General features: G+C 73.4%; 24 protein-coding genes and 1 pseudogene. 11 read left to right on the top strand and 14 right to left on the bottom strand.

The features are described 5' to 3' along the window. Positions 1 to 36 precede the first annotated feature (36 nt). A complete protein-coding gene (locus MSA03_RS01070) occupies positions 37 to 1,287 on the top strand; it encodes a CDP-glycerol glycerophosphotransferase family protein (RefSeq protein ID WP_147049326.1) in 1,251 nt (416 codons plus the stop codon). After that, positions 1,284 to 2,732 carry a CDP-glycerol glycerophosphotransferase family protein gene (locus MSA03_RS01065; RefSeq protein WP_147049325.1) on the top strand — a complete coding sequence of 483 codons (1,449 nt, stop codon included), beginning with the start codon at positions 1,284 to 1,286 and terminating at the stop codon, positions 2,730 to 2,732. The genes MSA03_RS01070 and MSA03_RS01065 overlap by 4 nt, the downstream gene beginning before the upstream one ends. Before the next feature lie 9 nt (positions 2,733 to 2,741). Here MSA03_RS01065 and MSA03_RS01060 read toward each other — a convergent pair whose 3' ends face one another. Beyond that, positions 2,742 to 3,833, bottom strand: a complete 1,092-nt coding sequence (locus MSA03_RS01060; RefSeq protein ID WP_503826264.1) for a glycosyltransferase family 2 protein — start codon at positions 3,831 to 3,833, stop codon at positions 2,742 to 2,744. A 36-nt stretch (positions 3,834 to 3,869) separates the two neighbouring features. Here MSA03_RS01060 and MSA03_RS01055 point away from each other — a divergent pair, with 36 nt between their 5' ends. Further along, on the top strand, positions 3,870 to 5,165 hold the full coding sequence (locus tag MSA03_RS01055; RefSeq protein ID WP_028495296.1) for a membrane protein: 1,296 nt from the start codon (positions 3,870 to 3,872) through the stop codon (positions 5,163 to 5,165). A gap of 6 nt (positions 5,166 to 5,171) precedes the next feature. On the opposite strand, the gene MSA03_RS01050 is transcribed toward MSA03_RS01055, so the two are convergent. The 12 genes and pseudogenes from MSA03_RS01050 to MSA03_RS01000 form a co-directional block, all read right to left on the bottom strand. Beyond that, on the bottom strand, positions 5,172 to 5,393 hold the full coding sequence (locus tag MSA03_RS01050) for an SCO4848 family membrane protein (RefSeq protein ID WP_147049324.1): 222 nt from the start codon (positions 5,391 to 5,393) through the stop codon (positions 5,172 to 5,174). 152 nt (positions 5,394 to 5,545) lie between these two features. After that, on the bottom strand, positions 5,546 to 5,764 hold the full coding sequence (locus tag MSA03_RS01045; RefSeq protein WP_147049323.1) for a hypothetical protein: 219 nt from the start codon (positions 5,762 to 5,764) through the stop codon (positions 5,546 to 5,548). A 49-nt stretch (positions 5,765 to 5,813) separates the two neighbouring features. Beyond that, a complete protein-coding gene (locus MSA03_RS01040) occupies positions 5,814 to 6,854 on the bottom strand; it encodes a patatin-like phospholipase family protein (RefSeq protein WP_244946284.1) in 1,041 nt (346 codons plus the stop codon). 34 nt (positions 6,855 to 6,888) lie between these two features. After that, positions 6,889 to 7,101: pseudogene (locus MSA03_RS14520) on the bottom strand (patatin-like phospholipase family protein); the annotation flags it as partial. Between the two features lie 29 nt (positions 7,102 to 7,130). Continuing rightward, positions 7,131 to 7,496, bottom strand: a complete 366-nt coding sequence (locus MSA03_RS01035) for a hypothetical protein (RefSeq protein ID WP_147049322.1) — start codon at positions 7,494 to 7,496, stop codon at positions 7,131 to 7,133. Beyond that, positions 7,493 to 8,002 carry a DUF1772 domain-containing protein gene (locus tag MSA03_RS01030; RefSeq protein WP_147049321.1) on the bottom strand — a complete coding sequence of 170 codons (510 nt, stop codon included), beginning with the start codon at positions 8,000 to 8,002 and terminating at the stop codon, positions 7,493 to 7,495. Before MSA03_RS01030 ends, MSA03_RS01035 begins: the two co-directional genes overlap by 4 nt. Before the next feature lies 1 nt (position 8,003). After that, entirely contained in the window at positions 8,004 to 8,942 is a 939-nt protein-coding gene (locus tag MSA03_RS01025; protein WP_147049320.1) for an acetoacetate decarboxylase family protein, read from the bottom strand. Beyond that, entirely contained in the window at positions 8,939 to 9,994 is a 1,056-nt protein-coding gene (locus tag MSA03_RS01020; RefSeq protein WP_147049319.1) for an esterase/lipase family protein, read from the bottom strand. Before MSA03_RS01020 ends, MSA03_RS01025 begins: the two co-directional genes overlap by 4 nt. Continuing rightward, the gene (locus tag MSA03_RS01015; RefSeq protein ID WP_147049318.1) at positions 9,991 to 11,841 is read right to left on the bottom strand and encodes a metallophosphoesterase family protein; all 1,851 of its coding nucleotides are present in this window, start codon (positions 11,839 to 11,841) and stop codon (positions 9,991 to 9,993) included. Before MSA03_RS01015 ends, MSA03_RS01020 begins: the two co-directional genes overlap by 4 nt. Then, complete coding sequence (locus tag MSA03_RS01010; protein WP_147049317.1) at positions 11,838 to 14,261, bottom strand: GMC oxidoreductase; 2,424 nt, start codon at positions 14,259 to 14,261, stop codon at positions 11,838 to 11,840. Before MSA03_RS01010 ends, MSA03_RS01015 begins: the two co-directional genes overlap by 4 nt. Before the next feature lie 141 nt (positions 14,262 to 14,402). Further along, on the bottom strand, positions 14,403 to 15,329 hold the full coding sequence (locus tag MSA03_RS01005; protein WP_244946266.1) for a hypothetical protein: 927 nt from the start codon (positions 15,327 to 15,329) through the stop codon (positions 14,403 to 14,405). A gap of 53 nt (positions 15,330 to 15,382) precedes the next feature. Further along, entirely contained in the window at positions 15,383 to 16,075 is a 693-nt protein-coding gene (locus MSA03_RS01000) for a phosphocholine cytidylyltransferase family protein (protein WP_028495302.1), read from the bottom strand. 194 nt (positions 16,076 to 16,269) lie between these two features. Here MSA03_RS01000 and MSA03_RS14450 point away from each other — a divergent pair, with 194 nt between their 5' ends. From MSA03_RS14450 to MSA03_RS00980, 3 genes are read left to right on the top strand one after another with little or no spacing between them, the layout of a single operon-like run. Next, on the top strand, positions 16,270 to 17,655 hold the full coding sequence (locus MSA03_RS14450; protein ID WP_307725218.1) for an ABC transporter ATP-binding protein: 1,386 nt from the start codon (positions 16,270 to 16,272) through the stop codon (positions 17,653 to 17,655). Continuing rightward, complete coding sequence (locus MSA03_RS00985; protein WP_147049315.1) at positions 17,631 to 19,187, top strand: hypothetical protein; 1,557 nt, start codon at positions 17,631 to 17,633, stop codon at positions 19,185 to 19,187. The genes MSA03_RS14450 and MSA03_RS00985 overlap by 25 nt, the downstream gene beginning before the upstream one ends. A 39-nt stretch (positions 19,188 to 19,226) precedes the next feature. Continuing rightward, on the top strand, positions 19,227 to 19,493 hold the full coding sequence (locus MSA03_RS00980; RefSeq protein ID WP_028495305.1) for a DUF3039 domain-containing protein: 267 nt from the start codon (positions 19,227 to 19,229) through the stop codon (positions 19,491 to 19,493). A 4-nt stretch (positions 19,494 to 19,497) separates the two neighbouring features. On the opposite strand, the gene MSA03_RS00975 is transcribed toward MSA03_RS00980, so the two are convergent. After that, positions 19,498 to 20,838: a nicotinate phosphoribosyltransferase gene (locus MSA03_RS00975; RefSeq protein WP_028495306.1), complete on the bottom strand. Its 1,341-nt coding sequence runs from the start codon at positions 20,836 to 20,838 to the stop codon at positions 19,498 to 19,500. Positions 20,839 to 20,876: 38 nt separating this feature from the next. Here MSA03_RS00975 and murI point away from each other — a divergent pair, with 38 nt between their 5' ends. The 5 genes from murI to MSA03_RS00950 all read left to right on the top strand — a co-directional run bounded on the left by murI (position 20,877) and on the right by MSA03_RS00950 (position 25,627). Then, a complete protein-coding gene (gene murI / locus MSA03_RS00970) occupies positions 20,877 to 21,704 on the top strand; it encodes a glutamate racemase (protein WP_147049314.1) in 828 nt (275 codons plus the stop codon). A gap of 9 nt (positions 21,705 to 21,713) precedes the next feature. Then, positions 21,714 to 22,457 carry a ribonuclease PH gene (gene rph, locus MSA03_RS00965; protein WP_028495308.1) on the top strand — a complete coding sequence of 248 codons (744 nt, stop codon included), beginning with the start codon at positions 21,714 to 21,716 and terminating at the stop codon, positions 22,455 to 22,457. After that, complete coding sequence (gene rdgB, locus MSA03_RS00960) at positions 22,454 to 23,071, top strand: RdgB/HAM1 family non-canonical purine NTP pyrophosphatase (protein ID WP_244946265.1); 618 nt, start codon at positions 22,454 to 22,456, stop codon at positions 23,069 to 23,071. Before rph ends, rdgB begins: the two co-directional genes overlap by 4 nt. A 104-nt stretch (positions 23,072 to 23,175) precedes the next feature. Beyond that, positions 23,176 to 24,087, top strand: a complete 912-nt coding sequence (locus MSA03_RS00955) for a cation diffusion facilitator family transporter (RefSeq protein WP_147049313.1) — start codon at positions 23,176 to 23,178, stop codon at positions 24,085 to 24,087. Between the two features lie 124 nt (positions 24,088 to 24,211). Beyond that, the gene (locus tag MSA03_RS00950) at positions 24,212 to 25,627 is read left to right on the top strand and encodes an HNH endonuclease signature motif containing protein (protein ID WP_147049312.1); all 1,416 of its coding nucleotides are present in this window, start codon (positions 24,212 to 24,214) and stop codon (positions 25,625 to 25,627) included. The last annotated feature ends 29 nt before the right edge of the window (positions 25,628 to 25,656 follow it).

Below are 25,656 nucleotides of genomic sequence, written 5' to 3'. Positions count from 1 at the left end.
CCGGACCAGGACGCCACCCCGCGATAGGCTCGCGGGGTGGCGTCCTTCTCGTTCGGCGCGGGCAACGCCGGGAAGCTCGTGCGCATCCCGCTGTACCTCCTCGGACGCCTCGCCACGATCCTCATCCCGCGGTCCCGCGACGAGTGGGTGTTCGGCTGCGCCGTCGGCATCGCCGACGGCGCACTGGCCCTGTGGGACCGTGCCGCCGTCGCGGGCGAGCGGGCCGTGTGGCTCACCGGCGGCGCCCGCGACGCCGCCGAGGCGGCGGCCCGCGGCATCCCGCACGTCCCGAAGCAGTCGCTCCGCGGCTTCTGGCGGACGGCGCGCGCGCGGGTCGTCGTCGTGACGCACGGACTCGGGGACGTGAACCGGTACGCCGTCACGGGCGCATTCATCGTGCAGCTGTGGCACGGGATCCCGCTCAAGCGCATCGGCCTGGACTCCGCGGAGACGACGCGCAGCCCGGTGCCGGTCGCCTCGGGTGCCGTCAGCCGCCTCCTCGCGGTCCTCTACCGGCGTGCGCAGCGCGGGATCCGCCTGCTCCCGGCCGCGTCCGAGCTCGTCCGCGGGCGGCTGGAATCCGCGTTCGGGCTCGACCACGAGAGCGTGCTGGTGACCGGCGAACCGCGCGTGGACGTCCTCTCCCGCGGCACCGCGGAGGAGCGCCGCGCCCGCGCCCGCGCGGCGATCGGCGAGGTCGCCGGCCCGCTCGGCGCCGGCACGCGGCTCATCCTGTACGCGCCCACCTGGCGCGACGGCGAACCCGACCCGGCCGTGCCGACCGCCGAGCAGTGGACGCAGCTGACGGAGGTGCTGACGGCGCAGGATGCCGTGCTGCTCATCCGCTCGCATCCCCTCGGCGCCGGCGACTACACGCCGCCGGCGGCGACCGATCGCATCCGGCTGCTCGGCAGTGACCTCGTGGCCGACGTCACGCCGCTCCTGCCGGGACTCGACGTGCTCGTCACCGACTACTCCTCGCTCGCGTTCGACGCCGCGCTGGTGCCGCTGCCGTGCGTCTTCCTCGCGCCCGACATCGAGGCGTACGGCGCACGCCGCGGCTTCTACGGCACGTATGCCGACGTGGCCGGCGACGAGGTCGCCCCGTCCTGGACGCAGGCGACCGGCCGGCTCGAGAGGCTGCTGGCCGATCCGGGGGAGCGGGACCGGGCGCGGGCCGAGGCGGCGGCCCTCAGCGCACGCATGCACGCGCACCGCGACGGGTGCAACACCGAGCGCGTCTATACGGCCGTGCGCGCCGGACTGACGCGAGGGAGGACGACGTGAACGCCGAGTTCGACGTGGCGGGCGGTGCGCTCGTGGTGACGGGGAGGGGGGCCGCTCCGCGGGCCCTCGAGGCGGTCGGGCCGCGCGCGCGGAGCACGGCCGAGGTCACCTCCGACCCGGCCGGGTGGCGCGCCGTCCTGCCGCTGCGCGCGGCACGCTGGGGCGGGCCGGAGCTGCCGCTGCCTGCCGGCGACTACCGCGTCGGGCTCACCGACGCCGACGGACGGCCGGCCGAGGTCACGGCATCCGTCCCCCTGACGATGTTCCCGGACCTCCGCGCCGGCCTCGACGGCGCGACGCTCCGCATCGGCCCGCCCATCGACCCCGCCTACGACTCCGGCGACGGGCAGGCCGCCCTCGAGCGCCGGTACGCGACCCGCCCCGGAGGGCTCGAGAACGCCGTGTTCTTCGAGAGCTTCTACGGGCGAAACGCCAGCTGCAATCCGCTCGCGATCGACCGGGAGCTCGCCCGCGTCGCGCCCGGCGTCACGCGGTACTGGAGCGTCGTGGACCGCTCCGTCGCCGTCCCGGACGGCGCGATCGCCGTGGTCGAGGGGAGCCCGGAATGGTGGCGGGCACGGGGCTCGTCGCGTCTCCTCGTCGTCAACGACTGGCTGCGTCGCCGCTTCGCCCGCCGCACCGGGCAGGTCGTGCTGCAGACGTGGCACGGGAGCCCGCTCAAGCGCCTCGCCCTGCACCGTCCCGGCTTCGACCCGCGGCGCGCCGCCGCCGTCCTCAAGGAGAGCCGCCGCTGGGACGTGCTCCTCGCGCAGAACCCGTACGCCGCGGGCATCCTGCGGAAGGCGTACGCGTTCCTCCGGCGCCCCGTGTGGGTCGAGGGGTACCCCCGCAACGACGTGCTCGTGACCGGCGACGGCGCCGCGACCCGCGAGCAGCTCGGCATCGGGGCCCAGGAGCGGGTGCTCCTGTACGCGCCGACCTGGCGGGACGACCGCGCCGAGATGGTGGACTTCCTCGACCCTGCGGCGCTGGCCGCCGAGGCGGATGCCGTCGTGCTCGTCCGCGGGCACTCGCGGACCCTCGCCGCGGGGGCGGACGCCACCGGTCCGCGGGTCCTGGACGTCACGACGTTCCCCGACATCGCCCGGCTGCTCCTCGTCGCCGACGCACTCATCACCGACTACTCGTCCGTCATGTTCGATTTCACCGCGACGGGGAAGCCGATCTACTTCCTGACACCCGACGTCGAGCACTATCGCGGTGAGCTGCGCGGCTTCTACTTCGACCTGGCCGCGCACGCGCCCGGCCCCCTCGTCGCGACGCAGGGAGAGCTCGTGGCGGCCCTCGCCGATCCCGGCGTGACGGACCGCTTCGCGGCGGCGTACCGGGACTGGCGGGCGCGGTTCAACGCGCGCGACGACGGCCACGCGGCCGAGCGGGTGGTCGCCCGCATCCTGGACCAGGGGTTCGTCGACCGCGCCTGAGGTCGCAGGTCAGGGCAGCGGCGTGTTCCGCCGCAGCCGCGACGTGTCCACGTTCTCCTTCGCGCCGCGCGTGATGCCGATGAGGAAGCCGACCCCCCACGCGAGGTGCATCGACGGCAGCACGACGAGGCTCCACAGGCGTTCCCGCACGCCCCGCGTACCGGCCGGCGCCAGGGAGACGACGAGGACCAGCACGAGATATGCCACGACGGGCACATGCACGAGGGATGCCGCGAGCGCGGCCGTGCCGGTGAGGACACCGCCCAGCTGCAGCCCCGCCACGACCAGCGAGGCCACGAGGGCGACGACGAGCAGCGGAGGCGCGAAGAACCGCAGCGCGTTGCGGCGCCCGTAGCGGCGCACCAGTTCGCCGCGCCACGTGCCGGTGGAGCGGAACTGCCGGACGAGCCGCGCCCAGCTCTCCCGGGGCCAGTAGGTCACCGCGAGGGCGGGGTCGAACCAGACGCGGTACCCCGCGCGGCGGATGCGCAGGTTCAGCTCCCAGTCCTCGCCGCGACGGATCGTCTCGTCGAAGAGACCGACCTCCTCCAGCACGCTGCGGCGCATGACTCCGAGATAGGCGGACTCGGCCGGACCCTCGGCGCCCCCCGAGTGGTACGCGCCGCCGCCGAGCCCGATGGGGGAGTTGTACCAGCGGGCGACGGCGCGCTGGAAGTCCGTCCTGCCGTCGGCGCGCATGACGCCCCCGACGTTCGCGGCGCGAACGCGGGTCAGCGTCTCCATGGCGCGGCGGGTGTACGCCGGGACGAGTTCGGAGTGCGCGTCGACGCGGACGATCGTCGGGTACCGGGCGGCGCGGATCGCGAGGTTCAGCCCCACCGGGATGTGGGCGGCCGGGTTCTCCACGACGAGGATGCGCGGGTCGGCGGCCGCCAAACGGTGGGCGAGGGCCGTCGTCCCGTCGGTGGAGGGACCGATCGCGAGGATGAGCTCGCCGGGCCCGTCGTGCTCCTGCGCGAGGACGGTCGCCACGGCCCGCTCGAGATAGTCGTGCTCGTTGAGCACCGGCATGACGAACGTGACGCCGGAGCCGGGCGCGGGGATCGGGGCGTCCCGGTCCGCGGGCTCGTCGTCGTGCACCCGTCGATCATCCCATGGCCCGGATACCCTGGGAGGATGTCGATTCTCGGGGATGCTCGCAAAGTCGTCCGACTCCTCTCCGGGGCGCTGCGCTCCCGGGGGGCGATCGCGGAGGCGGAGCGTCTGGACCGGGAGCGCGGTCCGCTCCCGCGGCGGCACTTCCGGGTCGCGGTGTACTTCGCCGACGGACCCGTGAACCTGTACCAGATGCGGCAGTGGTACGCCCCGCTCGCGAAGCTCGCCGAGACCTGGCCGGTCGTCGTCATCGCCCGCGCGGCGAGCGGCGCGGCGGCGCTGCTGAAGGAGTCCCCGCTCCCCGTCGTGTACGCCCGCACGATCGACGACGTCGAGAGCGTCCTGGCATCCCAGCAGATCCGCGTCGTGCTGTACGTGAACCAGAACACGCGGAACTTCCAGATGTTCCGGTACGGCCACCGGTGGCACGTCTTCATCAGCCACGGCGAGAGCGACAAGGTCTACATGCGCAGCAACCAGATCGGCGCGTACGACTACGCGTTCGTGGCGGGGGATGCCGCGCTCGCGCGCCTGCGCGGGGCGCTGTGGGACTACGACATCGACCGCCGCGCCCTGCCGATCGGCCGCCCGCAGGCCGACTACTTCGGGGCACGGCCCGCCCCGTACCCCGCCGACGGACGCACCACGGTGTTCTACGCGCCGACGTGGGAGGGGGACCGGGCCTCGATGTCGTACGGCTCGATCGTGACGCACGGCGAGGCGCTCGCGCGCGCCGTGCTCGCGGACCCGCGGCTGCGGCTCGTCTTCCGTCCGCACCCGCGCTCCGGGGTGTCCGACCGGGAGTACGGCGTGGCCCTCCGCCGCATCGTCGCCGCGATCGCGGCGGCGAACGCGGCCGACCCGGCCGCGCACCACATCTTCGACGAGTCACCCGACCTCGACTGGCAGCTGCTGGCGCCCGACATCGCGGTCATGGACGTCTCCGCGATGGTCTACGACAGGCTCGCGACGGGGAAGGCGCTGTTCGTGACGCGCCCCGTCGACGCGTCCGCCGTGATCGACGACGAGGGGTACCTGTCGGAGTGCGAGTGGCTGGACGCGCGGGATGCCGCCGACGTCGGCGCACTCGTCACCCGCGCACAGCAGCCCGACGTGACCGCGCGCCTCGCGCACTGGTCGCAGCACTACTTCGGCGACACGTCGCCCGGCGCCGCGACCGCGCGTTTCGAGGAGGCCGTCGGGCATCTCATGCGCGAGTGGGAGATCTGGCACGAGCGGACCGGCGCGGAGGGCGCCGACGACGAAGGCGTCGAGTCGTTCGCGGACGCCGACGATGAGGAAGAGCCGGACGCCTGAGCGCGGTCAGACTCCGGCGGTGAGCGCCACGATCGCGGCGATCGCCGAGGCCAGCGCGATCAGCAGGGCCAGCCCGATCAGGACGGCGTGCACGATCAGGAACGACGTCGGCTTGCCGGCGTCATCCCGTGCCCGCGGGTCCGTCGCGACGCGGCCGTAGAACCGGGGCCAGACGACGACGTTGAAGACGGCGTTCAGCAGAAGCAGGGCGATGAGGACGGGGACCACCCGTCGAGCCTAGCCGCGGCGGGGCGCCCGCCCCCGCAGCGCCGAGAAACCACATCGAGCACGAGACATCACGACTGCGAGCACGAGACATCACGACTGCCGTGGTGTCTCAGGCCGAAGCTGGTTTCTCAGCGTGTTCGGGTCGCGGTTGCTCAGTCCCCGTCGCCGCCGTCGGCGGACTCCACGGCGGCGGGCTCGGCGGGCGTCAGCGCGATCGCGATCGTCTCCACGCCGACCGGCTCGCCGAAGATCGTGTACTCGACGTTCGGCGCGTCGCCCAGCTGCTCGACCGGCGACCGCGGCTGCCACGGCTCCGACGGGAGCCCGGTCCACTCGGTCGGCTCTTCGGGGCGCGTCTGGAAGATTCCCATGCGCCCATTGTGCGCCTGAATCCGGCATCCGTCTCCGTCATCCGTCTCGTCAGACGCGCACCGATCCCAGGAGGGCGAGGAACCGCCGCACCGCGTCGGCCCGCTGCATCAGGCCGTGCGCACCGACAGGCTCGATCGACGCGAGGAGGCGTGCGACGCCGCCGGCTCCCGCCGACACGGTCCCGGCATCCTCGTCGATCACGAGCATCGCCTCCGTGAAGTCACCCCATGCATCGGGGCCGGGATCGTCCCGCAGCGTGCGCGTGCACCGCAGATCCACCTCCCGCCCGCCGCGGCGCACCGTCCCCGCGTAGGTCAGCGCGCCCGCGGCGAGCGTCACGGCGCCGTCCGCGAGGTACACCGTCCCCTCGCCCGGGATCGCGAGCGCCCCGACGAGAGACCCCTCCGACACCGGGGCCGCCAGCGGAACCTCGACCGTGAACGTCACCTCGACCTCGTCCGCGCCGACGCGGCCGCGCAGCGGGTCGGTGATCCGCACCGACACGGGCGGATCCGTCATCCGCGTGCACGTCGCATCCTTCGGCACGCCGTCCGCCGATCGACCCGCGAGGTAGGCGTGCGCATCCCGGTAGCCCATCGCGAGGAGGGCGTCGGAGGAGATCCGGCCCAGGTAGAACTCCGGGTCCAGCGGCAGCGGATGCCGCGGCGCCACGACGTGCAGCGTGAAGTCGCGGCCGAGCGCCCGGGCGAGCTCGAAGTCGGCGAGGAGCGCGCCCATCGCGCTCATCTCGATCATGTGCACGTACTGCTCGAGCGGTCCGTCGCCGTAGGACGGCGTGTTCCCGATGCACCAGACGAGCCAGATCTCATCCGCCCCGCGGCGCACGGCCTCGGCGACTCCCGCGTCGCGCACCCACACGGCATCCGTGAACACCTCGTCGCCGCGGCGCAGCGGGGTGAGCCAGCCGGGCAGCGACATCCCGGCGGCCAGCAGCTCGAGATCCACGTCGGCGGGCTCGAGCGCCCGGCACTCCTTCGTCGTGAACTCCACGATCTGGAACGTGCCGGCCATCTCGCTCCGCCGCATCCGCTCGACGTCGACGCCGAGCCGGGGGAGCACCGTCTGCACGATGGCGTCCGCGTCGCCGATCGCGGGGAGCCGACCAGGGACCCGTGAGGTACTCGTGCAGCGGCAGCAGCGATGTGAAGGCGGATGCCGACAGCCCGCGCCACCGGTCGCACATCTCCACCCCGGAGACCCCGGAGAGCATCATCGCGGCGGTCATGATCCCGCCGGATGCGCCGTCGACGTGGTCGAAGGCGAGCCCCTCCTCCTCGAGCGCCCGGACGACGCCGGCCTGCCACGCGACGCGCATCCCGCCGCCCGCGAGCACGAGGGAGCGCATCAGCGCACGCGGCTGCGATAAACGGCCAGCAGCACCGCCGTCACCGCGTCGAACGCCGCCACGAGCAGCGCGACGGGGGAGAACACGCGTCGCGCGACCCCCAGCCCGACGGCGAGCGCGGCGCCGGCCTTCTGCGCGGCGCCCCAGCCGAGCGCCGCCCGGTCCGGCGACCCGGCGCGCAGCGTCCCGACGACGAGGCCGCCGACGACGACCATGAACATCCCGACCGTGCCGAAGAGGTGCCGGGTCGTCTTCTCGTCCGCGCCGCCGATGGCCCGCAGCACGAAGCCCGGGGCGACGACCTGCAGTGCACCCGTCCCCACCGTGCCCCACCCGATGGCGGCGAGCACGCCCCGGAGCGTCATGTCAGGGCTCCGACGAGGTCGCCGCGCACCACGAGGTACCCGATGATCACGGCCCACGTCGCCGTCGCGCCGTAGAAGCGGACGCTGTTCAGCGCCATCCAGCGGCGGAGCAGCTCCTGGAGCTCCGCGACATCGGTCACCTCGCCGCTGCGCACCCGTTTGTTGATCGGGATGATGAGACCCTGCCCGACGAAGGTGAGGACGAAGATCCCGACGAGGCAGCCGACCCCGAACCACACGAGCGGGCTGCCCCACTCGACCACGATGAGCCAGAGCGCCGCGAGGAACATCACCGGCACGATCCACGTGAAGAAGACGGTCGCCAGCCGCGTCGGGATGCCGAAGTGCACGTCCACCTGGTCGGGCGTCAGCGACCGCCACGTCGGGAAGAGGAAGAGCCGCAGCGTCCACATCGTGCCCATGTACAGTGACGCGCCGAACGCGAAGTACAGCGCCGCGATGAGCGTCACCCAGCCCGCCCAGCCCGCCCAGCCCGCCCCGCCCATGTCACACCCCCTCGGACACGCGCGAGCGGTCCGGGGGCGCCGGCCACTCCTCGCCGCGGCCCAGCCCGACCACCGTCTCCAGCCCCTCCATGGGCACCGCGTCGGCCGCGTGCTGCGTCGGAGCCGTGAGGAACCACGACTCGAAGTGGTCGTCGAGCACTCCGGTGGCCTTCTCGATCCATACCGTCGCGATCGGCTTCCGGCCGATCTTCAGGTGCGCCAGGCGCTGCCCGAGCTCGCCGCCGAGCACGAGCCGCCCGCGTGCCGCGGTGCCGACGGCGATGTCGGCGGCGCCGGAGAAGTAGATGCTCGACTTCATCAGCATCCCGCGGTACGCGCAGTAGTTGTCGGCGGCGAGCCCCAGCGGCAGCGCCGTGCGCGGCGGGCGGGCGATCTCCACGAGGCACGCGGTCTGCCCGTCGTGGTCGTAGAGCGCGGAGACGGCCCGCTCCGAGATGCGGAAGTCGAGGCTGTCCTGGTGCTTCGGCATCCCCCAGATGCCCTTCCCGCCCTTCACGGAGATCTCGGTGCTCACCGGCAGGTCCACGACGTACTGGCCGAGGCCGGCCGCGCGCTGCAGCACGAGCGGCAGGATCGGGAGCCGCGCACGACGGCCGTGGGTCACGGCGATGGCGATGGAGTACTCGATGTACGCGCCGATGTCGGTCTTGCGGTAGTCGACGACGGTGATGAGGAGCACCCCGACGCCGAAGCCGATCGTCGCCGGGTGCAGTTCGGTGCCCGGAAGCAACCGCTTCGCGGCGGCGGCGGAGATCGGGAACGCGGCCATGAGGCAGGACGCGTCCTGCGTGTCCACGGGCATCGTGTACGGGATGCCGTCGACGCGGGCGTGGGTGCCGCGGAGGCGCCTCTGCCGCCCCGGCACGGGCGAGGGCAGTAGGGAGAGGACGGCGCGCACGGGCGCCCACAGCGAGGTCATGAGGCCAGCTCCTTCAGGATGATCGGATACGTGTCGCGCCAGGCGTTGCGCGCCCAGAACACGTCGAGGTGCCCGTAGCCGGGGACGACGTGCAGGGCGTGGCGACCGGGCTGGTGGTGGTCCAGGTGCGCGTAGGTGAGCGCCTGGCCGTCCGGCAGGAAGCACCGGTTGTCCTTGCCCGCGATGAGGGCGAAGCGCGCCTGGGTCTGCGGCGGCGCCGTCGCGAGGTCGTCCGGCAGCTCCGGGTGCTCCCGCACCGGTACGAGGTGCCCGGCGCGCACGCTGCGGCTCATCTGCGCGAAGAAGCTCATCGGCACCCGCCCGAACTCCCCGGTGATCCAGTCGTGCGTCGCCCGGTCTATGTTGCGGTGCGCCCACAGCGCGGGGTGCCCCGACCCGTAGGTGAAGCTCACCATGCGGCAGACGAGGTTCCGGCACTCCGGATGCGTGATGTCGACGGTGCGGCGGACGAGGCGCGAGAAGTAGCCGTCCGACCGGTACGCCCACGCCGGGGACAGGTACGGCGTCACGCGCGTGATGAGGGGCGCGAGCCGGTGGATCTTGAACTCCGAGAAGGTCGGGATGACGGGATGCAGCGACACCGCGTTGCTGACGATGCGGTCCACGCGGGGGAGGAGCCCCGCGACGGCGGCCATCGCGAAGGACGTCGAGCCCTGGCAGTGCACCACGGCGGCGAGGGTCGTGGCGCCGGTCTCCGCCAGCACGCGCTCGACGGCAGCGGGGTGGTCGAATGCGGCGGCGTCGCACAGCGTCCAGTCCGTCGGCTCCAGGTCGATCGAGGCGCGCCAGTTCAGCATCCACACGTCCCAGCCGGCCTCCAGGAGGACGTCGACGAGGGTGCGGGGGATGGGCGGGCGGAAGATCTCGGCACGCACCCCCGCGCCGTGGACGAGCAGCACGGGCCCGCGGTGCGGCTCCTGCGGCCCCCGCAGGTGCACGAGCGTGAGGGCGCGGCCGTCCCGCGCGGTGAGGGGGAGCACCTCGGTGCGGTGGTCGGCGCGGGAGAGGGTGGCGGTCAGTGTGTCGCTCATGCGGGTGCCTTTCCGGTGTCCGACGTCGCGCCGCGGTTCCGGGTGACGGTGATGGGCCCGTCGAGGAGCCGGACGCCGGTGATGCGCGTCGCGGGGACGACGCGCAGGGCGCCGTCCGGCGCGGTCGTCGTGGCCCAGTCGGTGCAGATGCGGTCGACGACGATCGCGTGGATCTCGATGCTCCCGTTCGGCTGCAGCCGCATCCGGAGGAAGCCCTTGTGGTCGGCGATCGCCTGCGCCGACATGCGCCAGGAGGCGACGGTGCCGGACGGCTGCGTGAGCAGGAAGAGGCCGAACATCGCCGTGCCGAGCAGGGCGCCGATGCCCCAGGACCCGATCGCGGCGACCCCGAGCAGCACGATGCCCGGCAGCGGCGGCATCCCGAGGGACCGCGCCGCGAGGAGGAGACCCACGAGCGCGAGGAGGGTGAGGCAGCCGGCGACCAGCTGGAAGACGATCGCGCGCGTCGCCACGACGCCGCCCCAGCCGAACAGGACGCTCGTGAGCCAGTGCAGCAGCCAGCTGCCCAGCGCGATCGCGACGACGAGGGCCAGCGCGCTCGCCGTCGTGGGGACGGGGCCGCGGAGGACCGCGCCGATGCTGTCCGGCGCGGGCTGCACGAGGCCCACCACTGCGCCCAGCAGCCAGGCGAGCACGAACTGCACCCAGCCGATCCCGACGAGGAGCCCGGGATTGCGCCAGCCGAGCCACCACCGGGAGAGCGGGTTCGCCACGCGACGGTACAGGCGGCGCGACGTCGCGGCGTCCGGATAGGTGGGCCCCACGCGGCGCATCGGCATGCCGGGGACGTCCTTCGTGCGCATGCGGGACGTCGCCGGAGGCAGCTCGAGGGTCTCCGGGAGGCGGTGGGTCTCGGCGAGGTACGCGCCGCCCAGTCCGCACGTGATCGCCTGGATGCCGTACGCCTCGTCCGGCTCGCCGTCCGGGCCGAGCTGCACGTAGCGGGAGTAGTGATGCTGGTCGCCGGTGAGCCACAGGCGGATGGCGGCGCCGGTCGGCTCGGTCCCGGCAGCACCCTCGCGGTTCCGGACGATCGTGCGGTCGAAGAAGTGCAGCTGGTTGAAGCCGTCCGGCCCCTTCGAGGCGGTGTGCACCCACGCGGGCGCGGCCGTGCACACGATGACCCCGTCGCCCGGCTGCAGATGCGCCGTCAGGTGCTCCCGGAAGTAGTCCAGCTGCGGTTCATCGATGTATTCGCCGAGCTGCGAGTCGAGCCCCACGAGCCACCACCCGGGCGCGACGGCGACGACGAAGTAGCTGCGCGTCTGCGTCGTCTGCCACCCGCCGATCCGCGCGCCTCGGGCGAAGACGCGCAGGAAGGAGGTCAGCCCGTCGTACCAGTCGTGGTTGCCGGGCACCGCGAGCATCGTCGGCCGGGGGATGCCAGGCTCGGCGGGGAACGCCGTCGCATACGGGCCGATGGTGCGGTTCTCGTACGCCCGGGCCGACGCCGCCGGATACACCTCGTCGCCGCCCAGCACCAGCACGTCGCCGCGGGGCAGCTCGAGGTCGTTCCCACCGGGCGTGTCCACGAACAGGGTGGGGGCGCCGAGCAGCGTCGCAATGGTCGTCGTGGCGTCGAAACCGTCGCCGAGGTCGGCGGCGAAGTCGATCCACACGTCTCCCTCGACGGGGGATGCCAGCGGCGCCGGGCCGCTCGGCAGCACGGCCTGGACTTCGCGCTTGTCGCCGTAGTCGGCGAACACCTTGGCCATCCCGGCCTTGATGGCGGTGCGCGCGAGGGCGGGCGGGTCGAGCCAGCGGGTCATGCCGGCCGGCGCGAACCCCAGGACGCTCTCCAGGGCGAGGAGCTCGCGCCGCTTCATCGCCTCGCCCCGTCGCGGTCGTGGGCGAGGTAGACCCGCCACAGCTCGCCGAGGAACAGGCGCCCGAACGCGGCGAGCGCCGCGACTCCCGCGGGGCCGTCGGTGCGGAAGGTCGTCAGCTGCTTCGCGAAGTCGAGGGGCTTGATGACCAGCACCCCCGCGCCGCGGACGTCGGCGCCGGCCGGAAGGTCGCCGGCGGCGGCGCGGGCCGCGGCGCGCTCGGCCGGGGTCTGCGCGGCGGGCGGAGGCACGTGCCCGGCGAGCAGATGGATGTACAGGGTCGAGGTGTCGCGCCACAGGTCGAACCCGTCGTCGTCGGCGACGTCCTTGACCCCCACGAGCGTGACGGGATCCCCCGCGGCGTCGCGGAGCCACAGCCGGTAGAGCATGCGACGGCCCGGCCGGGCGGGCGGGTCGACGAAGAGGTGGAACCAGCCGTGCTCGACCTCGCAGCGCCCGCCCAACGCGACCCCGTCGACGTGGCCGGTCGCGGCGCCTTCGTGCAGCGGGTCTTCCGTGAAGGCGTCGATGTCGGCGGCCGTGATGGTCAGGACGAACTCGAGGTCGTCGCCCCGGTAGCGGGCGCGCTCCGCGCCGCGCCGGGGGTCGGTCTCGCCGAGCGCCACGTGGCCCACCATCCGCTCCGTGAACGACACCGACGTCGCATCCGCCCGGACGGCGGACGGGGGCGGGGCGGCGCCGGCGGCGGCGACGGCCGGTTCGACGCGGCGCGCGCGCTCCGGCCACGGCTGTGCCAGCATCCGCGTGCACGCCCGGTCGGCGAGCGCGGCGATCGTCAGCGACGGATTGGCGCCGACCGGACCGGGGAGGGCCGCGCCGTCGAGCACGTGCAGGCCCGGGTGGCCGAACACCTCGCCGTAGGGGTCGCAGACCCCTTCGCCGGGGTGACGGCCGATGGGCGCCCCGCCGACCGGATGCACCGTGATGACGCGGCCGAGCCACCAGAGGGGATTGTCGCTGACGTCGGCGCCGAGCTCGGCGCCGATCCGCTTCATGACCTCGCGCATCCGGGCGAAGTAGGGCCGGGAGGTCGCGACCGTCCAGTCCACCGCGAGCCGCCCGCGGCGCAGCGACATGCGGCCGTCCGGCGTGTCGCGTCCCATGCCGAGGAGCGGCAGCGAGCTGCCGGAGAGGTGCCCGTCGCCGAGCAGCTGCGCGATGCTCGCGGAGAGGTTCGAGCGCCCCTCGGTGAAGAGGCGGTTGCGCACGGACTCCCAGCCGAACCGCGCCCCGCGCCGCGCCATCGCGCGCAGCTGCGCGACCTCGACGAGCCAGGTGAGGAACGCCGGGAACCCGGCATCCTCGATGTAGAAGCCGCGCCCGCGTGCGCCGTCGCCGTCCTGACCGTCCGGCATGCGGATCGCGGAGGTGATGACGGTGCCGCGGCCGCCGTCGACCCGCAGCGGCGCGCCGTCCCGCGTGCAGCCCAGGAGGAACGTGAGCAGGTCGCCGTTGCCGCTGAACCGCGACCCGAGGGCCGGGCCGAGGCCGGCGAGGGCGGCGCGGCTGCGCAGCAGGAGGTACGTCGTTCCGAAGCTCCCCGCGCCGAGGATCACCCGGCCCGCCCGGATCGTGTGGACCGGGAGCGCGCTCGTCGAGGTGTCGCCCGCGGCGCCCGGCTCGTGGACCACGTAGCTGACGAGGTAGCCGCCGCCGCCCTCCGGCCGGATGCCGCGCACCTCGTGCAGCGTCCGGATCTCCGCGCCGTGATGGCGGGCCGCGGAGAGGTAGGTGTGGTCGAGGCTGTTCTTCGCGCCGGTGTTGCAGCCCACGTCGCACTCCGCGCACAGCGTGCACGTGACGCGGCGACGCCCGTGCAGATTCCCGTAGCCGGGGGTGGGCAGCTCGGCTCCCGGCTCGGGCGCCTCACCCGGGCGGGCGAAGGTGACCGCGAGGGGTGGGCGGAACGCCGGCATCCCGATGTCCACGGCGGCGCGTTCGAACGCCACCGTCTTCGCCGTGTCGCGGTACGGGTACGGCGTCGCGCCCATCATCTGCTCGACGGCCTCGTAGTGCGGCTCGAGGTCGTCGTAGCCGACCGGCCAGTTCTCGTACCCCCCGCCCGGCAGCGGCGCATCCTTCACGAACCAGGCCGGGTCCTTGCGCAGCAGCACGTTGGCGTAGATGAGGGAGCCGCCGCCGAGGCCGCTGGAGACGAGCCCCTCGAGGCCCCGGAACGTCCACGCATCGAACAGGCCGTACATGCCGGCGCTCGGATCCCAGAAGTTGCCGGCCATCTCGGCGGGTGTGCGCGCGAAGTCGCCGGGTCCCCAGGCCTTCCCGCGCTCCAGGACGACGACGTCCTTGCCCGCCTCCGCGAGGCGGTACGCGGCGACGGACGCGCCGAAGCCGGAGCCGACCACCAGGACGTCGGTGGCGTCGGGGAGCTGATGAGGCACGGCAACCTCCTGCAGGGGTCAGAGCGAGCGCATCCGATCACCCAGAGGAGCGCCGTCGCCCCGCGGTGATACACCCCCAGACGTCCCCCCGGATCGATCTACCGAGGCAGAGCGTACGCCGCAGGTCGCGTCGGCGACAGGTCAGTCGTCGGCGAGATCGTCGGCGTCCGAGGCGGGCAGCACGCGCCCGCCGCGACGGCGCGTGAACGTCGACGCCGCGGCGTCGGCAGCTCCGCGACCCGCCGCCGCGATGGCTCCGCCCACCCGGCGGACGCCCGACAGGGCGGTGTGCTCCACACGGCTGGCGCCGGGTTTCGGCTCCAGCTCGACGGGGTACGCGACCGGGGGGATCCCGAACGCACGCCGGGAGTTGACGAGGACGCGCCGGCCGAGCACGTGGTTGCCGGCGCCGCCGACGGCCGCGCCGATGCCGAAGGGGAGCGCCTTGCCGAAGAACGATGCCCCGCCGCGGGCGGCGAACTGCCGCACGAACGCGGACTTCAGACGATCCACGAGCGGGGCCATCGCGGCGCGGGGGAGCGACTTCGTGACGATCTCGCCCCAGTACTTGTCCCGCGGGGTGCCCTTGCCGGTCGCCTGGCGGGCGAGCTGCGACACGAGATCGACGCCCTCCTGGCCGAGCATGAGGGTCAGCACGAGCGCGCGGGCACGGTCCGGATCGGTCATGTGGATGCCGTGCACCTCGGCGAGCGACTGCGCGTACAGGGCCGTCGCCTCCAGGAACGCGACGGTCTCCGCGCCGCTGAGCACGAGGGTGACCCCCGTGCCGATGCCCGGTACGACGGCGGTGGCGCCGACGGCGGCACCGCCGGTCGTCACGGTCGCGAGGTAGCGTCGCTCGAGGATCCGGATGATCTCGGCCGCCGTCGCGTCCGGGTGGCGGAGGCGGACGCTCCGCAGGTGGGCGATGACGGCGGGACGCTGGATCGCCAGGACGCGATCGAGCGCGCGCACGGCGAACGGATGCTCCGCGGCCCCGGGCGGGGGGAGCGGGCCCTCCCACGGGGCGTCGGCGGGAAGCGAGTGGATCCGGTGCACCTTTGCCATGACAGCGTCGATCCTAAGCGCGGCCGCTGAGCGACCCCTGAGGACGGGCGGGATCAGACGAAGAGGTTCGCCCGCTCCAGGTCTTCCGCGAAGTCGACCTCGACGGCGTAGAGGTCGGAGATGTCCATGGGCTCCAGGCGCAGGCCGTTCTCGACGATCGCGAGCTCGAGGCCGCGCTCGAAGTAGTCCTGGTCGTCGACGCGCCCGAGCTGGGCGATGAGAGCCGGCTTGTCGGCGCGGGAGATGTAGTTGATCCCCACGGCTTCGCCGATGCCGCCCGTGACCGTCTTGGACAGCTCCTGGATGAAGCCCTCCGCGTCGACGGTGTACTTGACCTCTTCGTCGCTGACCTTGGCGGTGTTGACGGAGACGAAGGACTGGTCTCGCTCGATGAACTCGACGGCGCGGCCGAGCACGCGCGGGTCGAAGACGACGTCGCCGTTCATCCAGAGGACGGCGTGCTTGCCGGTGGCCTTGAGGGCGCGCAGCAGGCTCTTGGACGTGTTGGTCTCGTCGTAGCGGTCGTTGTAGACGTACTCCGCCTCGGGGAACGCCTCCACGATCGTCTCGGCGCGGTAGCCGACGACGGCGGTGATGCGCGCGTCCGAGCCGAACGCGGCGCGGATGTTGTCGTGCTGCTGGCGCATGATGGAGCGACCGTCGCTCAGCGCGGTGAGGGGCTTCGGCAGGCTGCGCCCGAGCCGCGAGCCCATACCGGCCGCGAGGATGACGGTCTGAAGAGTCAAAAGGTGCTCCTGAAAGGTGTTCACTGTCCGTTAGACGAAATGACACTCCTTCGTGCCTCGTCAAATGGTAGCGAAGCCACCTGGGAGGGCGCAGGAAGTCGGTCCTCCGTTGTGGATTCGTGACAATCCTGCGGCCTGTGACGCCGCGCGCTCATTCCCGACCGGGGATTGAGGGCCTTGCTAGGTTGGGTCGCGTGACCGCCTCGCTGCCACTGCCTGACGACGACCGGGACGCCGTTCCCGGCGTCTCCGGGGTCGTGCCGCCGCTGCCGCCGCTCCCGGCCGCGGACGCCGCGGCGGCCGCGAAGGCGCCGCCTGCGAAGGCGCCGGGGGCGAAGGTCCCGGGAGCGAAGGCGGCGAAGGCCGCGGGAGCGCAGGCGCGGCCGGTCAAGGCGGTGCCGCCGCGCCCGCCGAAGCCCCGCACGGCCACGCCGCCCCCCAAGCCGCCGATCCCGGCGTCCGTCGCCGCGGCGCGGTTCGACGTCGCGGAGCCCGCCCCGGTCGAGCCCGCCCCGGTCGAGGCGGAGCCGGTCGAGCCCGCGCCGGTTGCCGTCGTCGCGCGGGCGGAGCCGCCGCTCATCGTCCCGCCCGTCCCGCCGCTGCCGGTCCTCCCCGTTCCCGAACCGGAGCCGGAGCCGGAACCACAGCCGGAACCCGCACCAGAGCCCGAGCCCGTCCCGGTGCCGGAGCCCGAGCCCCAACCGGAACCGGAGCCCGACCCCGTCCCGGAGCCCGAGCCCGAGCTCGTCCCTGAGCCTGAGCCCGAGCACGCCTTCGTCTTCGAACCCGACCCGGAGGGGGCGACGGAGGTCGAGGGGATGGTGGCAGCCGTCCGCCTGGCCGGCGTGACGAAGGTGTTCGGGGCGACACGCGCCGTGGACGCGGTCGACCTCACGATCCCGCCGGGCACGTTCTACGGTCTCGTCGGGCCGAACGGCGCCGGGAAGACCACGACGCTCTCGATGATCGCCGGGCTCCTCCGCCCCGATGCCGGACGCATCGAGGTCGGCGGCGTGGATCTCGCCCGCCATCCCGCGCGGGCCAAGAAGCTGATGGGCGTGCTGCCCGACCGGCTCCGCACCTTCGACCGCCTCACCGGGCGGCAGCTCCTGCACTACTACGGCGTGCTCCGCGGGCTCAAGCCCGGGGTCGTGGCGAGCCGCACCGCGGACCTCGCCCGCGCCTTCGACCTCACCGACGCGCTCGGACGCCCCGTGGCGGACTACTCCGCCGGCATGACCAAGAAGGTCATGCTCGCCGGCGCCATGATCCACTCGCCGCGGGTGCTCGTGCTGGATGAGCCGTTCGAAGCCGTCGATCCGCTCTCCAGCTCCGTCATCCTCGACATCCTGTCGACGTACGTCGACCACGGCGGCACCGTCGTGCTCTCCAGTCACGGGATGGAGCTCGTCGAGCGCGTCTGCACCGGGATCGCCGTCATCGTCGGCGGTCAGGTGCTCGCCGAGGGCACCGTCGCGGAGGTGCGGGGGGAGCTGACGCTGGAGCAGCGCTTCGTGGAGCTCGCCGGAGGCCTCAGCGACGTGGAGGGCCTCGAATGGCTGCACACGTTCTCCGGCTGAGATTCGACCTGCTGCTCGGCGCGTTCCGCGGCGACGCCCGCCACGTGGCCCGCACGGTGCTGGGCGCGGCGGCGTTCCTGGCCATCGTCGCCGTCGGGTGCGCCGGCATCCTCGCGCTTCGGGGCGCCTCGGATGACGTCGCGCGCGCCGTCACGGTGCTCGGGGGTGCGGCGGTGACCCTTGGGTTCCTGATCGCGCCGCTCGTCACGGGCCTCGCCGATCCCCTCGACCCGCGCCGTTTCGCGGTGCTCGGCGCCGATCCGCTCCGCCTCGCCGGCACGATCCTCCTCGCGAGTCTCATCAGCGTCCCCGTGCTCGCCCTCGCGGCCCTCGGGGCGTGCCTCGTCGTCCTGTGGAACGCGCACGGCGTCCCCGCGGGCACCGGCATCCTCGCCGTCGTCCTCGGCGGGGTGATCTGCGTCCTGTTCGGCAAGGTGTCGGCGGCGCTCGCGGGGCTGGTGCTGCGCCCCCGGCGTTCCCGCGAGCTCACCGGTCTCTTCCTCGTCGCGGTGCTCGTGGTCGTCGTCCCGATCGTCGGGTACCTCGCCTCGCGGCAGTGGCGCGGACGGGTGCCCGCCCCGGTGGAGCGCGCCGTCGACATCCTCGCCGTCACGCCCTTCGGGGCGGCCCCCGCCGTCCCCGCACTCGCGGTCGATGACGCGCACCTCGCGCCGCTCGCCGTCGCCGCCGTCACGGCCCTCGTGCTCGCGGGGCTGTGGTTCTGGCTCGTCCGGCATCTGCTGACGACGACGCCGCGACCGCGGTCGACCCGCGTGCGAGGCGGTCTCGGCTGGTTCGCCTTCCTGCCCGGCACTCCTGCCGGAGCCGTGGCCGCCCGGAGCCTCACCTACTGGTCCCGCGATGCGCGGTACATCGTCAACGTCGTGGTGGTGCCGATCGCCGCGCTCATCACGGTCGTCCCGCTGCTCCTCGTGGGCGTGCCGGTCGAGGTCGTGGCGCTCGTGCCGGTGCCGCTCATGGCCCTCTTCTTCGGCTGGCTGGCCCACAACGACCTCGCCTACGACTCCTCGGCGCTGTGGATGCATCTCGCCGGGGCCGTCCGCGGCGCCGCCGACCGCGTCGGACGGCTCGTCCCGGTCAGCCTCGTCGCGGTGCCGCTCCTCGCGGTCGCCATCCTGCTCTCGGTCCGGCTGCACGGGAACCCCGAGATCCTGCCGGCGATGGTCGGCGTGTGCACGAGCCTCTTCCTCTGCGGCCTGGGGCTGTCGTCGATCTCGTCGGCCGCGGCGCCCTACCCGGTCTCCAGCCCGGGCGACAGTCCGTTCCAGCAGCCGCAGCGCACCGGCGGCGGGCTCGCGCAGGGCCTCGTGCTCGTCGGAGCGATGATCCTGAGCGCCCCGGCGCTGTGGTTCGCGTGGCTCGCACTCACCGATGACCCGACGCACGCGCAGACCGCGCTGTGGGCCGGGGTGGGGGTCGGCGTCTTCGTCCTGACGGTCGGGATCCTCCTCGGCGGCTGGATCTTCGACCGCGGCAGCGGACGCCTCATGGAGTTCGCGGAGTCGGTCTGACGGCCCCGGCCGCGACCCGCCCCGGCTACACTCGCAGGCATGAGTACGCCTCTCGACAGCCCCGACCAGGGGGGTCTTGCGACCCTCGACCGTGAGCTCGAGGAACTCCTCAAGGAGGAGCATTTCGAGCCGGGCGATCACGAGCGCTTCTCGCACTACGTCAAGAAGGACAAGATCCTCGAGTCGGCGCTCACCGGCAAGCCGGTCCGCGCCCTGTGCGGGAAGAAGTGGACGCCGGGCCGCGATCCGGAGAAGTTCCCGGTCTGCCCGACGTGCAAGGAGATCTACGACTCGATGATGGCCTGAGGGCTCAGCCCTCGACGTCGACGAAGACCGTGGGGATCGCCGGGTCGGACCGGCTGAGCGCGAGCGCCCGCACGGGCAGCTCCTCCCGCGCCCGCAGGTGGTGCGCACGGGCCGTCTGCACGCCCGCGGGGCCGAGCGCGCCGGCATCCACCTCGCCGCCCTCGACGAGCGTCACCTGGAGGGCGCGCGCGTCGGGCTGATCCGCCGCCGTCTGCACCTCCTCGAAGCCGTCCGAGACGACGATGAGCTCGCGGGTCGCGGTGCCGTGCTCGAGGGTCCGGAACGCGGCCTTGCGGCCGCCCTTGGACGCCTTGTCGCTCGACGCCTTCGCCACCGACACCCACCCGCCGGCGGCATCCTGCCGGGCGACGAGCTTGTAGACCATGCCCGCCGTCGGGGCGCCGGAGCCCGTCACGACGGACGTGCCGACGCCGTAGGCGTCGACGGGGGATGCCGCGAGGGCGGCGATGGCGAACTCGTCGAGGTCGCTCGTCACGGTGATCTTCGTCCCGGTCGCGCCGAGCGCGTCCAGCTGCGCGCGGACCTCGGCGGCCACCGTCGGCAGGTCGCCGGAGTCGATGCGGACCCCGCCGAGGCCCGGCCCGGCGACGCGGATCGCCGTGGCGACGCCCTCCTCGATGCCGTACGTGTCGATGAGGAGGGTCGTGTCCAGGCCGAACGCCTCGATCTGGCTGCGGAACGCCTCCTCCTCGGTGTCGTGCAGGAGCGTCCAGGCGTGGGCGGCCGTGCCCATCGTCGGGATGCCCCACAGCCGCCCGGCCTCGAGGTTGCTGGTGGCGCCGAACCCGGCGATGTAGGCGGCGCGGGCCGCCGCGACGGCGGAGTGCTCGGCCGCGCGCCGCGAGCCCATCTCCGCCAGCGGACGGTCGCCGGCCGCGATGCTCATGCGCGTCGCCGCGTTCGCGACCGCCGAGTCGTGGTTCAGGACGCTGAGGGCCAGGGTCTCCAGGACCACGGCCTCGGCGAAGGTTCCCTCGACCGTGAGGACCGGGGAGCCCGGGAAGTAGAGCTCGCCCTCCCGGTAGCCCGTGACCGTCCCGGTGAACCGGTAGCCCTCCAGGAAGGCCAGGGTCTCGGCATCCACGACGTGGTTGTCGCGCAGGTACCGCAGCTCGTCGTCGCCGAAGCGGAAGTCGCGGAGCATCTCCAGCAGCCGTCCCGTGCCGGCGACGACGCCGAAGCGGCGCGCACCGGGCAGGCGGCGGCCGAAGAGCTCGAAGACGCACCGGCGCTGCGCCGTGCCGTCGCGGAGCGCCGCGTCGATCATCGTCAGCTCGTAGCGGTCGGTGAACAGGGCCGTGCTCTCGAAGCCGTCGACGCTCATGCCGGTCACTCTACCGAGGACGGGTAGGGTGGACGATCGTGGATGACGCGCCGATCGGGATCTTCGACTCCGGTGTCGGCGGGCTCACGGTGGCTCGCGCCGTCTCCCAGCTCCTGCCGAGCGAATCGGTGCTGTACATCGGCGACACGGCCCACTCGCCGTACGGTCCGAAGCCCATCGCCGACGTGCGCCGCTACTCGCTCGAGGTGCTCGACACGCTCGTCGACGAGGGCGTGAAGATGCTCGTCATCGCCTGCAACACAGCATCCGCCGCGATGCTGCGCGATGCGCGGGAGCGCTACGACGTGCCGGTCGTCGAGGTCATCGGGCCCGCCGTCCGCACCGCCGTCTCCACGACCCGCAACCGCCGCATCGGCGTCATCGGCACCGCCGGGACGATCGGCTCGGGGGTGTACCAGGACATGCTGGGGGTCGATCAGACCCTCACCGTCTTCGCGCAGGCCTGCCCCCGGTTCGTCGAGTTCGTCGAAGCCGGTGTCACCGGCTCGCCGGAGGTGCTCGCCGTCGCGGAGGAGTACCTCGCGCCGCTGCGCCACGCCGGCGTCGACACGCTCGTCCTCGGCTGCACGCACTACCCGTTCCTCGAGGGCGCGATCAGCTATGTCATGGGCCCCGACGTCTCGCTCGTCTCCAGCGACACCGAGACGGCGAAGGACGTCTACCGCCAGCTCGTCTCCCGCGACCTGCTCGCGAGCCCCACGGCCGTCCCCACCCACGTCTACGAGGCCACCGGCGACTCCGCCGACGACTTCCTGAGCCTCGCGCACCGCCTGATGGGGCGCGAGGTGTCCGCCGTCCGCCTCGTGCAGACCGGCGCCATCGACCTGCCGCCCGCCCGGGCCTGAGAGGAAAACATGACCGAGATCACCCGCGCCGACGGCCGCGCCGTCGACGACCTCCGCCCCGTCACGATCGAACGCGGCTGGAGCGCGCACGCGGAGGGCTCGGCGCTCATCTCGTTCGGCGGGACGAAGGTGCTGTGCACGGCGTCGTTCACGAACGGCGTCCCGCGCTGGCTCACCGGCAAGGGCAAGGGCTGGGTCACCGCCGAGTACGCGATGCTCCCGCGCGCGACGAACTCCCGCAACGACCGGGAGGCGGTCAAGGGCCGCATCGGGGGCCGCACGCACGAGATCTCCCGCCTCATCGGCCGGGCCCTCCGCGCCGTCGTCGACACGAAGGCGCTCGGCGAGAACACGATCGTGATCGACTGCGATGTGCTGCAGGCCGACGGCGGCACGCGCACCGCGGCGATCACGGGAGCGTACGTCGCCCTGGCCGACGCGATCGAGTGGGGCCGCGCGAAGGGCTTCGTCGGCAAGAACGCCAAGGCGCTCATCGACTCGGTCGCCGCCGTCTCCGTCGGGATCATCGACGGCGAGCCCATGCTCGACCTCGCCTACGTCGAGGACGTGCGCGCCGAGACCGACATGAACGTCGTCGTCACCGGCCGCGGCCTGTTCGTCGAGGTGCAGGGCACCGCGGAGGGCGCGCCCTTCGACAAGCGCGAACTCGACGCGCTGCTCGAGCTCGGGGTCGCCGGCTGCGCGACGCTGCGTGATGCGCAGACCGCGGCCCTCGCGGTGGACGCGGCGTGACGCTGCTGGATGCCACGGCGGGACGCCAGATCGTCCTGGCGACGCACAACCTGCACAAGGTCGCCGAGTTCCAGGCGATCGTCGCCGCGACGCGGCCCGACCTGGAGGTCATCGGCTACGACGGCCCGGAGCCCGTCGAGGACGGCGTGACGTTCGCGCAGAACGCGCTCATCAAGGCGCGCGCGGCGGCGGCGCACACCGGCCTACCCTCCCTCGCCGACGACTCCGGCATCTGCGTGGACGCGCTCGGCGGGGCTCCCGGGCCGTTCTCCGCCTACTGGGCGGGGCACCGGAAGGATGCGATGGCGAACCTCGAGCTGCTGCTGGACCAGCTGTCCGACATCGCCGACCCGAACCGCACCGCGCAGTTCGTCTCCACGATCGCGATCGTCCACGGCGAGTCGGAGCAGGTCGTCGAAGGCATCTGGCCGGGCCGGCTCGCGACGGCGCCGGCCGGTGAGGGCGGGTTCGGCTACGACCCGGTCTTCATCCCGGACGGGCAGGAGGCGCCGGAGCGCACCGTCGCGCAGTGGTCGGCGGAGGAGAAGAACGCGGTTTCGCATCGCGCCCGCGCGTTCGCCGCGCTCACGCCCCTGCTGACCGAGCTGTCCTAGGCGCCGGCGGCCTCGCGGGCGGCGCGCCCCAGGTGAGAACCGGACTCATTCCCGATTGGCGCGCAATGCGCTCGCGGAGTGCGCCGCGGGCATAGCCTCGGAGCATGCACGACCACGCGCCGAACGGCATCCGCGGGGCGAGCAATCAGCGGCTCCTCGCCATGTCGCTCGCGCTCACCGCGACCGTCATGATCGTGCAGATCGCCGGCGCCGTGCTCACCGGGTCGCTGGCGCTGCTGGCCGACGCGGCGCACATGTTCACCGACAGCTCCGCGCTCGTCATCGCGCTCATCGCGAGCGTCATCGCGGCGCGCCCGGCGAACGACCGGCACACCTACGGGTTCCAGCGCGCCGAGGTGTTCGGCGCGCTCGCGAACGCCGTCATCCTCATCGTCCTGTGCGCGTGGATCGTCGTCGAGGCGGTCGGCCGGCTCGTGCGGGCGGACAACGCGGTCGTCGACGGCGGTCTCATGCTGATCGTGGCCGCCGTGGGCCTCGTCGCGAACGGCGTCTCGATGTACCTGCTGAGCGCGGCCCAGCGCCGCAGCATCAACGTGCGCGGTGCCTACCTCGAGGTGCTCGGCGACCTGATCGGTTCGGCCGTCGTCATCGTCGCGGCGATCGTGATCGCCCTGACGGGGTGGATGCCGGCGGACGCGCTCGCGTCGCTCGTCATCGCGGCGATGATCCTGCCGCGGGCCGTCGTGCTGCTGCGCGAGGTGTTCGAGGTGCTGGGGGAGCGCGCCCCCAAGGACACCGACCCGGCGCTCATCCGCTCGCACCTCCTCGGCACCCCCGGCGTCGTCGACGCGCACGATGTGCACGTGTGGCAGCTGACGCGCGGGGCGCCGGTGTTCACGGCGCACGTCGTCGTCGCGCCGTACGTCATGGCGGAGGGGCGTTCCGGGGAGCTGCTGACGCGCCTGCAGACCTGCCTCGCCGATCACTTCGACGTGGAGCACTCGACGTTCCAGCTCGAGCCGGCGGGACACGAGGACCACGACGCGCACACGTGAGGCGCGCTGGCGATCCGGGTGTCGATCGCGATGTCGGAGGGGGTCCCTACTCTGGAGACAGAACATCCCGCACGTGCCCATCCGCGGGAGCCGCTGACGCGAGCGACGCTCGCAGGAGGTCGCCATGGGGCACGAAGAGGATCCGGTCCAGGACCCGGTCGGTGACGCGCTCGGCTGGCCGGCGCTGGACGCGCTGGTGCCGACCCTGATCGACACGCGACGCCGCGTGGCGGCGCTGCAGGCCGCGGAGGCGCGGCTCCTCGCCGACGCGACCGAACTCGTGATCGCCCGGACGGCCGAGTCCCGCGCGCAGGGACGATCGCAGGCCGACCTCCCGCTCCGCGAGGTGGCGCTCGAACTCGGCATGGCCATGCGGGCCAGCGACCGCACCGTCCAGGGGCGGATGAGCGACGCGGCGATCCTTGTCGGACGGCTGCCGCGGACCCTCGCAGCCTGGGAGGAGGGCCGCATCGACGCGCCCCACGCCTGGGCGATCGTGCGGGCGGGCCTGGCCATCGGTGATCCCGACCGGCTCGCCCGCTACGAGGATCTCGCCCTCGCGGCCGCCGAGACCGAATCGCCGGGACGGCTCGTCCCCATCGTGCGGGCGCTGGCCGCCGCCGTCGACCCCGACACCTTCCAGGACCGGCTGACGCGCGCCGCCGATGACCGGTCGGTGCGCGTCTACGACCTCGACGAGGGGATGGCGCGGCTCATCGCCGACCTGCCCGCCCCGCTCGCCTACGGCATCCGCGACCGCCTCACCGAGATGGCCCGCGCGGTGCTCGCACCTCAGCAGGGCGAGGAGGGCGATCCGGCGGGCGCCGCCGACCCGGCGGGCGCAGAGAGCGCCGACGTCGCGGCGCCCGCCTGCGTTCGCACAGGGCCCGGGATCCGCCGCGAACGCCTGGCCCAGGGCGGGAACGGGGCCGACCCGCGCACGATGGACCAGGCGCGCGCCGACGTCCTCGCCGACCTTCTGCTCGGCGGAACGCCGATCGCGCACGGCACCGACCTGGGCGCGATCGCCGCGCGCATCCACATCACGGTGCCGGCGTTGACGCTCGCCGGCGTCGGGAGTGAACCCGCTCTGCTCGCGGGGTACGGCCCCATCGATCCGGAGCTCGCCCGGCGACTGGCCTTCGCGGCGCCCGGCTGGGATCGCGTCTTCACCGACCCGCATACCGGCGCCGTCCTCGCCGTGGATCGCTACCGGTCCTCCGCGGAGCTGCGGAGATACCACGCCGTCCGCGACGAGCGCTGCCGGACGCCCGGATGCCGGCGGGCGGCGCACCGCTGCGACCTCGACCATACGGTGGACGCCGCGCGCGGCGGCGCGACCGCCGTCGGCAATCTCGCCCTGTTCTGCCGCCGGCACCACACCGACAAGCACGCCACCGCCTGGCGGGTGCGGCAGCTCTCCGGCGGGGTCATCGAGTGGATCGCGCCGACGGGGCGCCGGTATCGCGACCGACCGCCGGCGACCGTCCGGTTCGTGCCGGAGGGTGTCTCCGTCGAGCACGATCCGCCCCCGTTCTGATCGGTGGGCGTGCTCGCGTCGGATCGGGG

Source organism: Microbacterium saccharophilum, from assembly GCF_007992455.1.
Taxonomy (GTDB): Bacteria; Actinomycetota; Actinomycetes; order Actinomycetales; family Microbacteriaceae; genus Microbacterium; species Microbacterium saccharophilum.
Note: the sequence above shows the minus strand (reverse complement) of the source record. Positions and strands in the feature narration are given on the sequence as shown.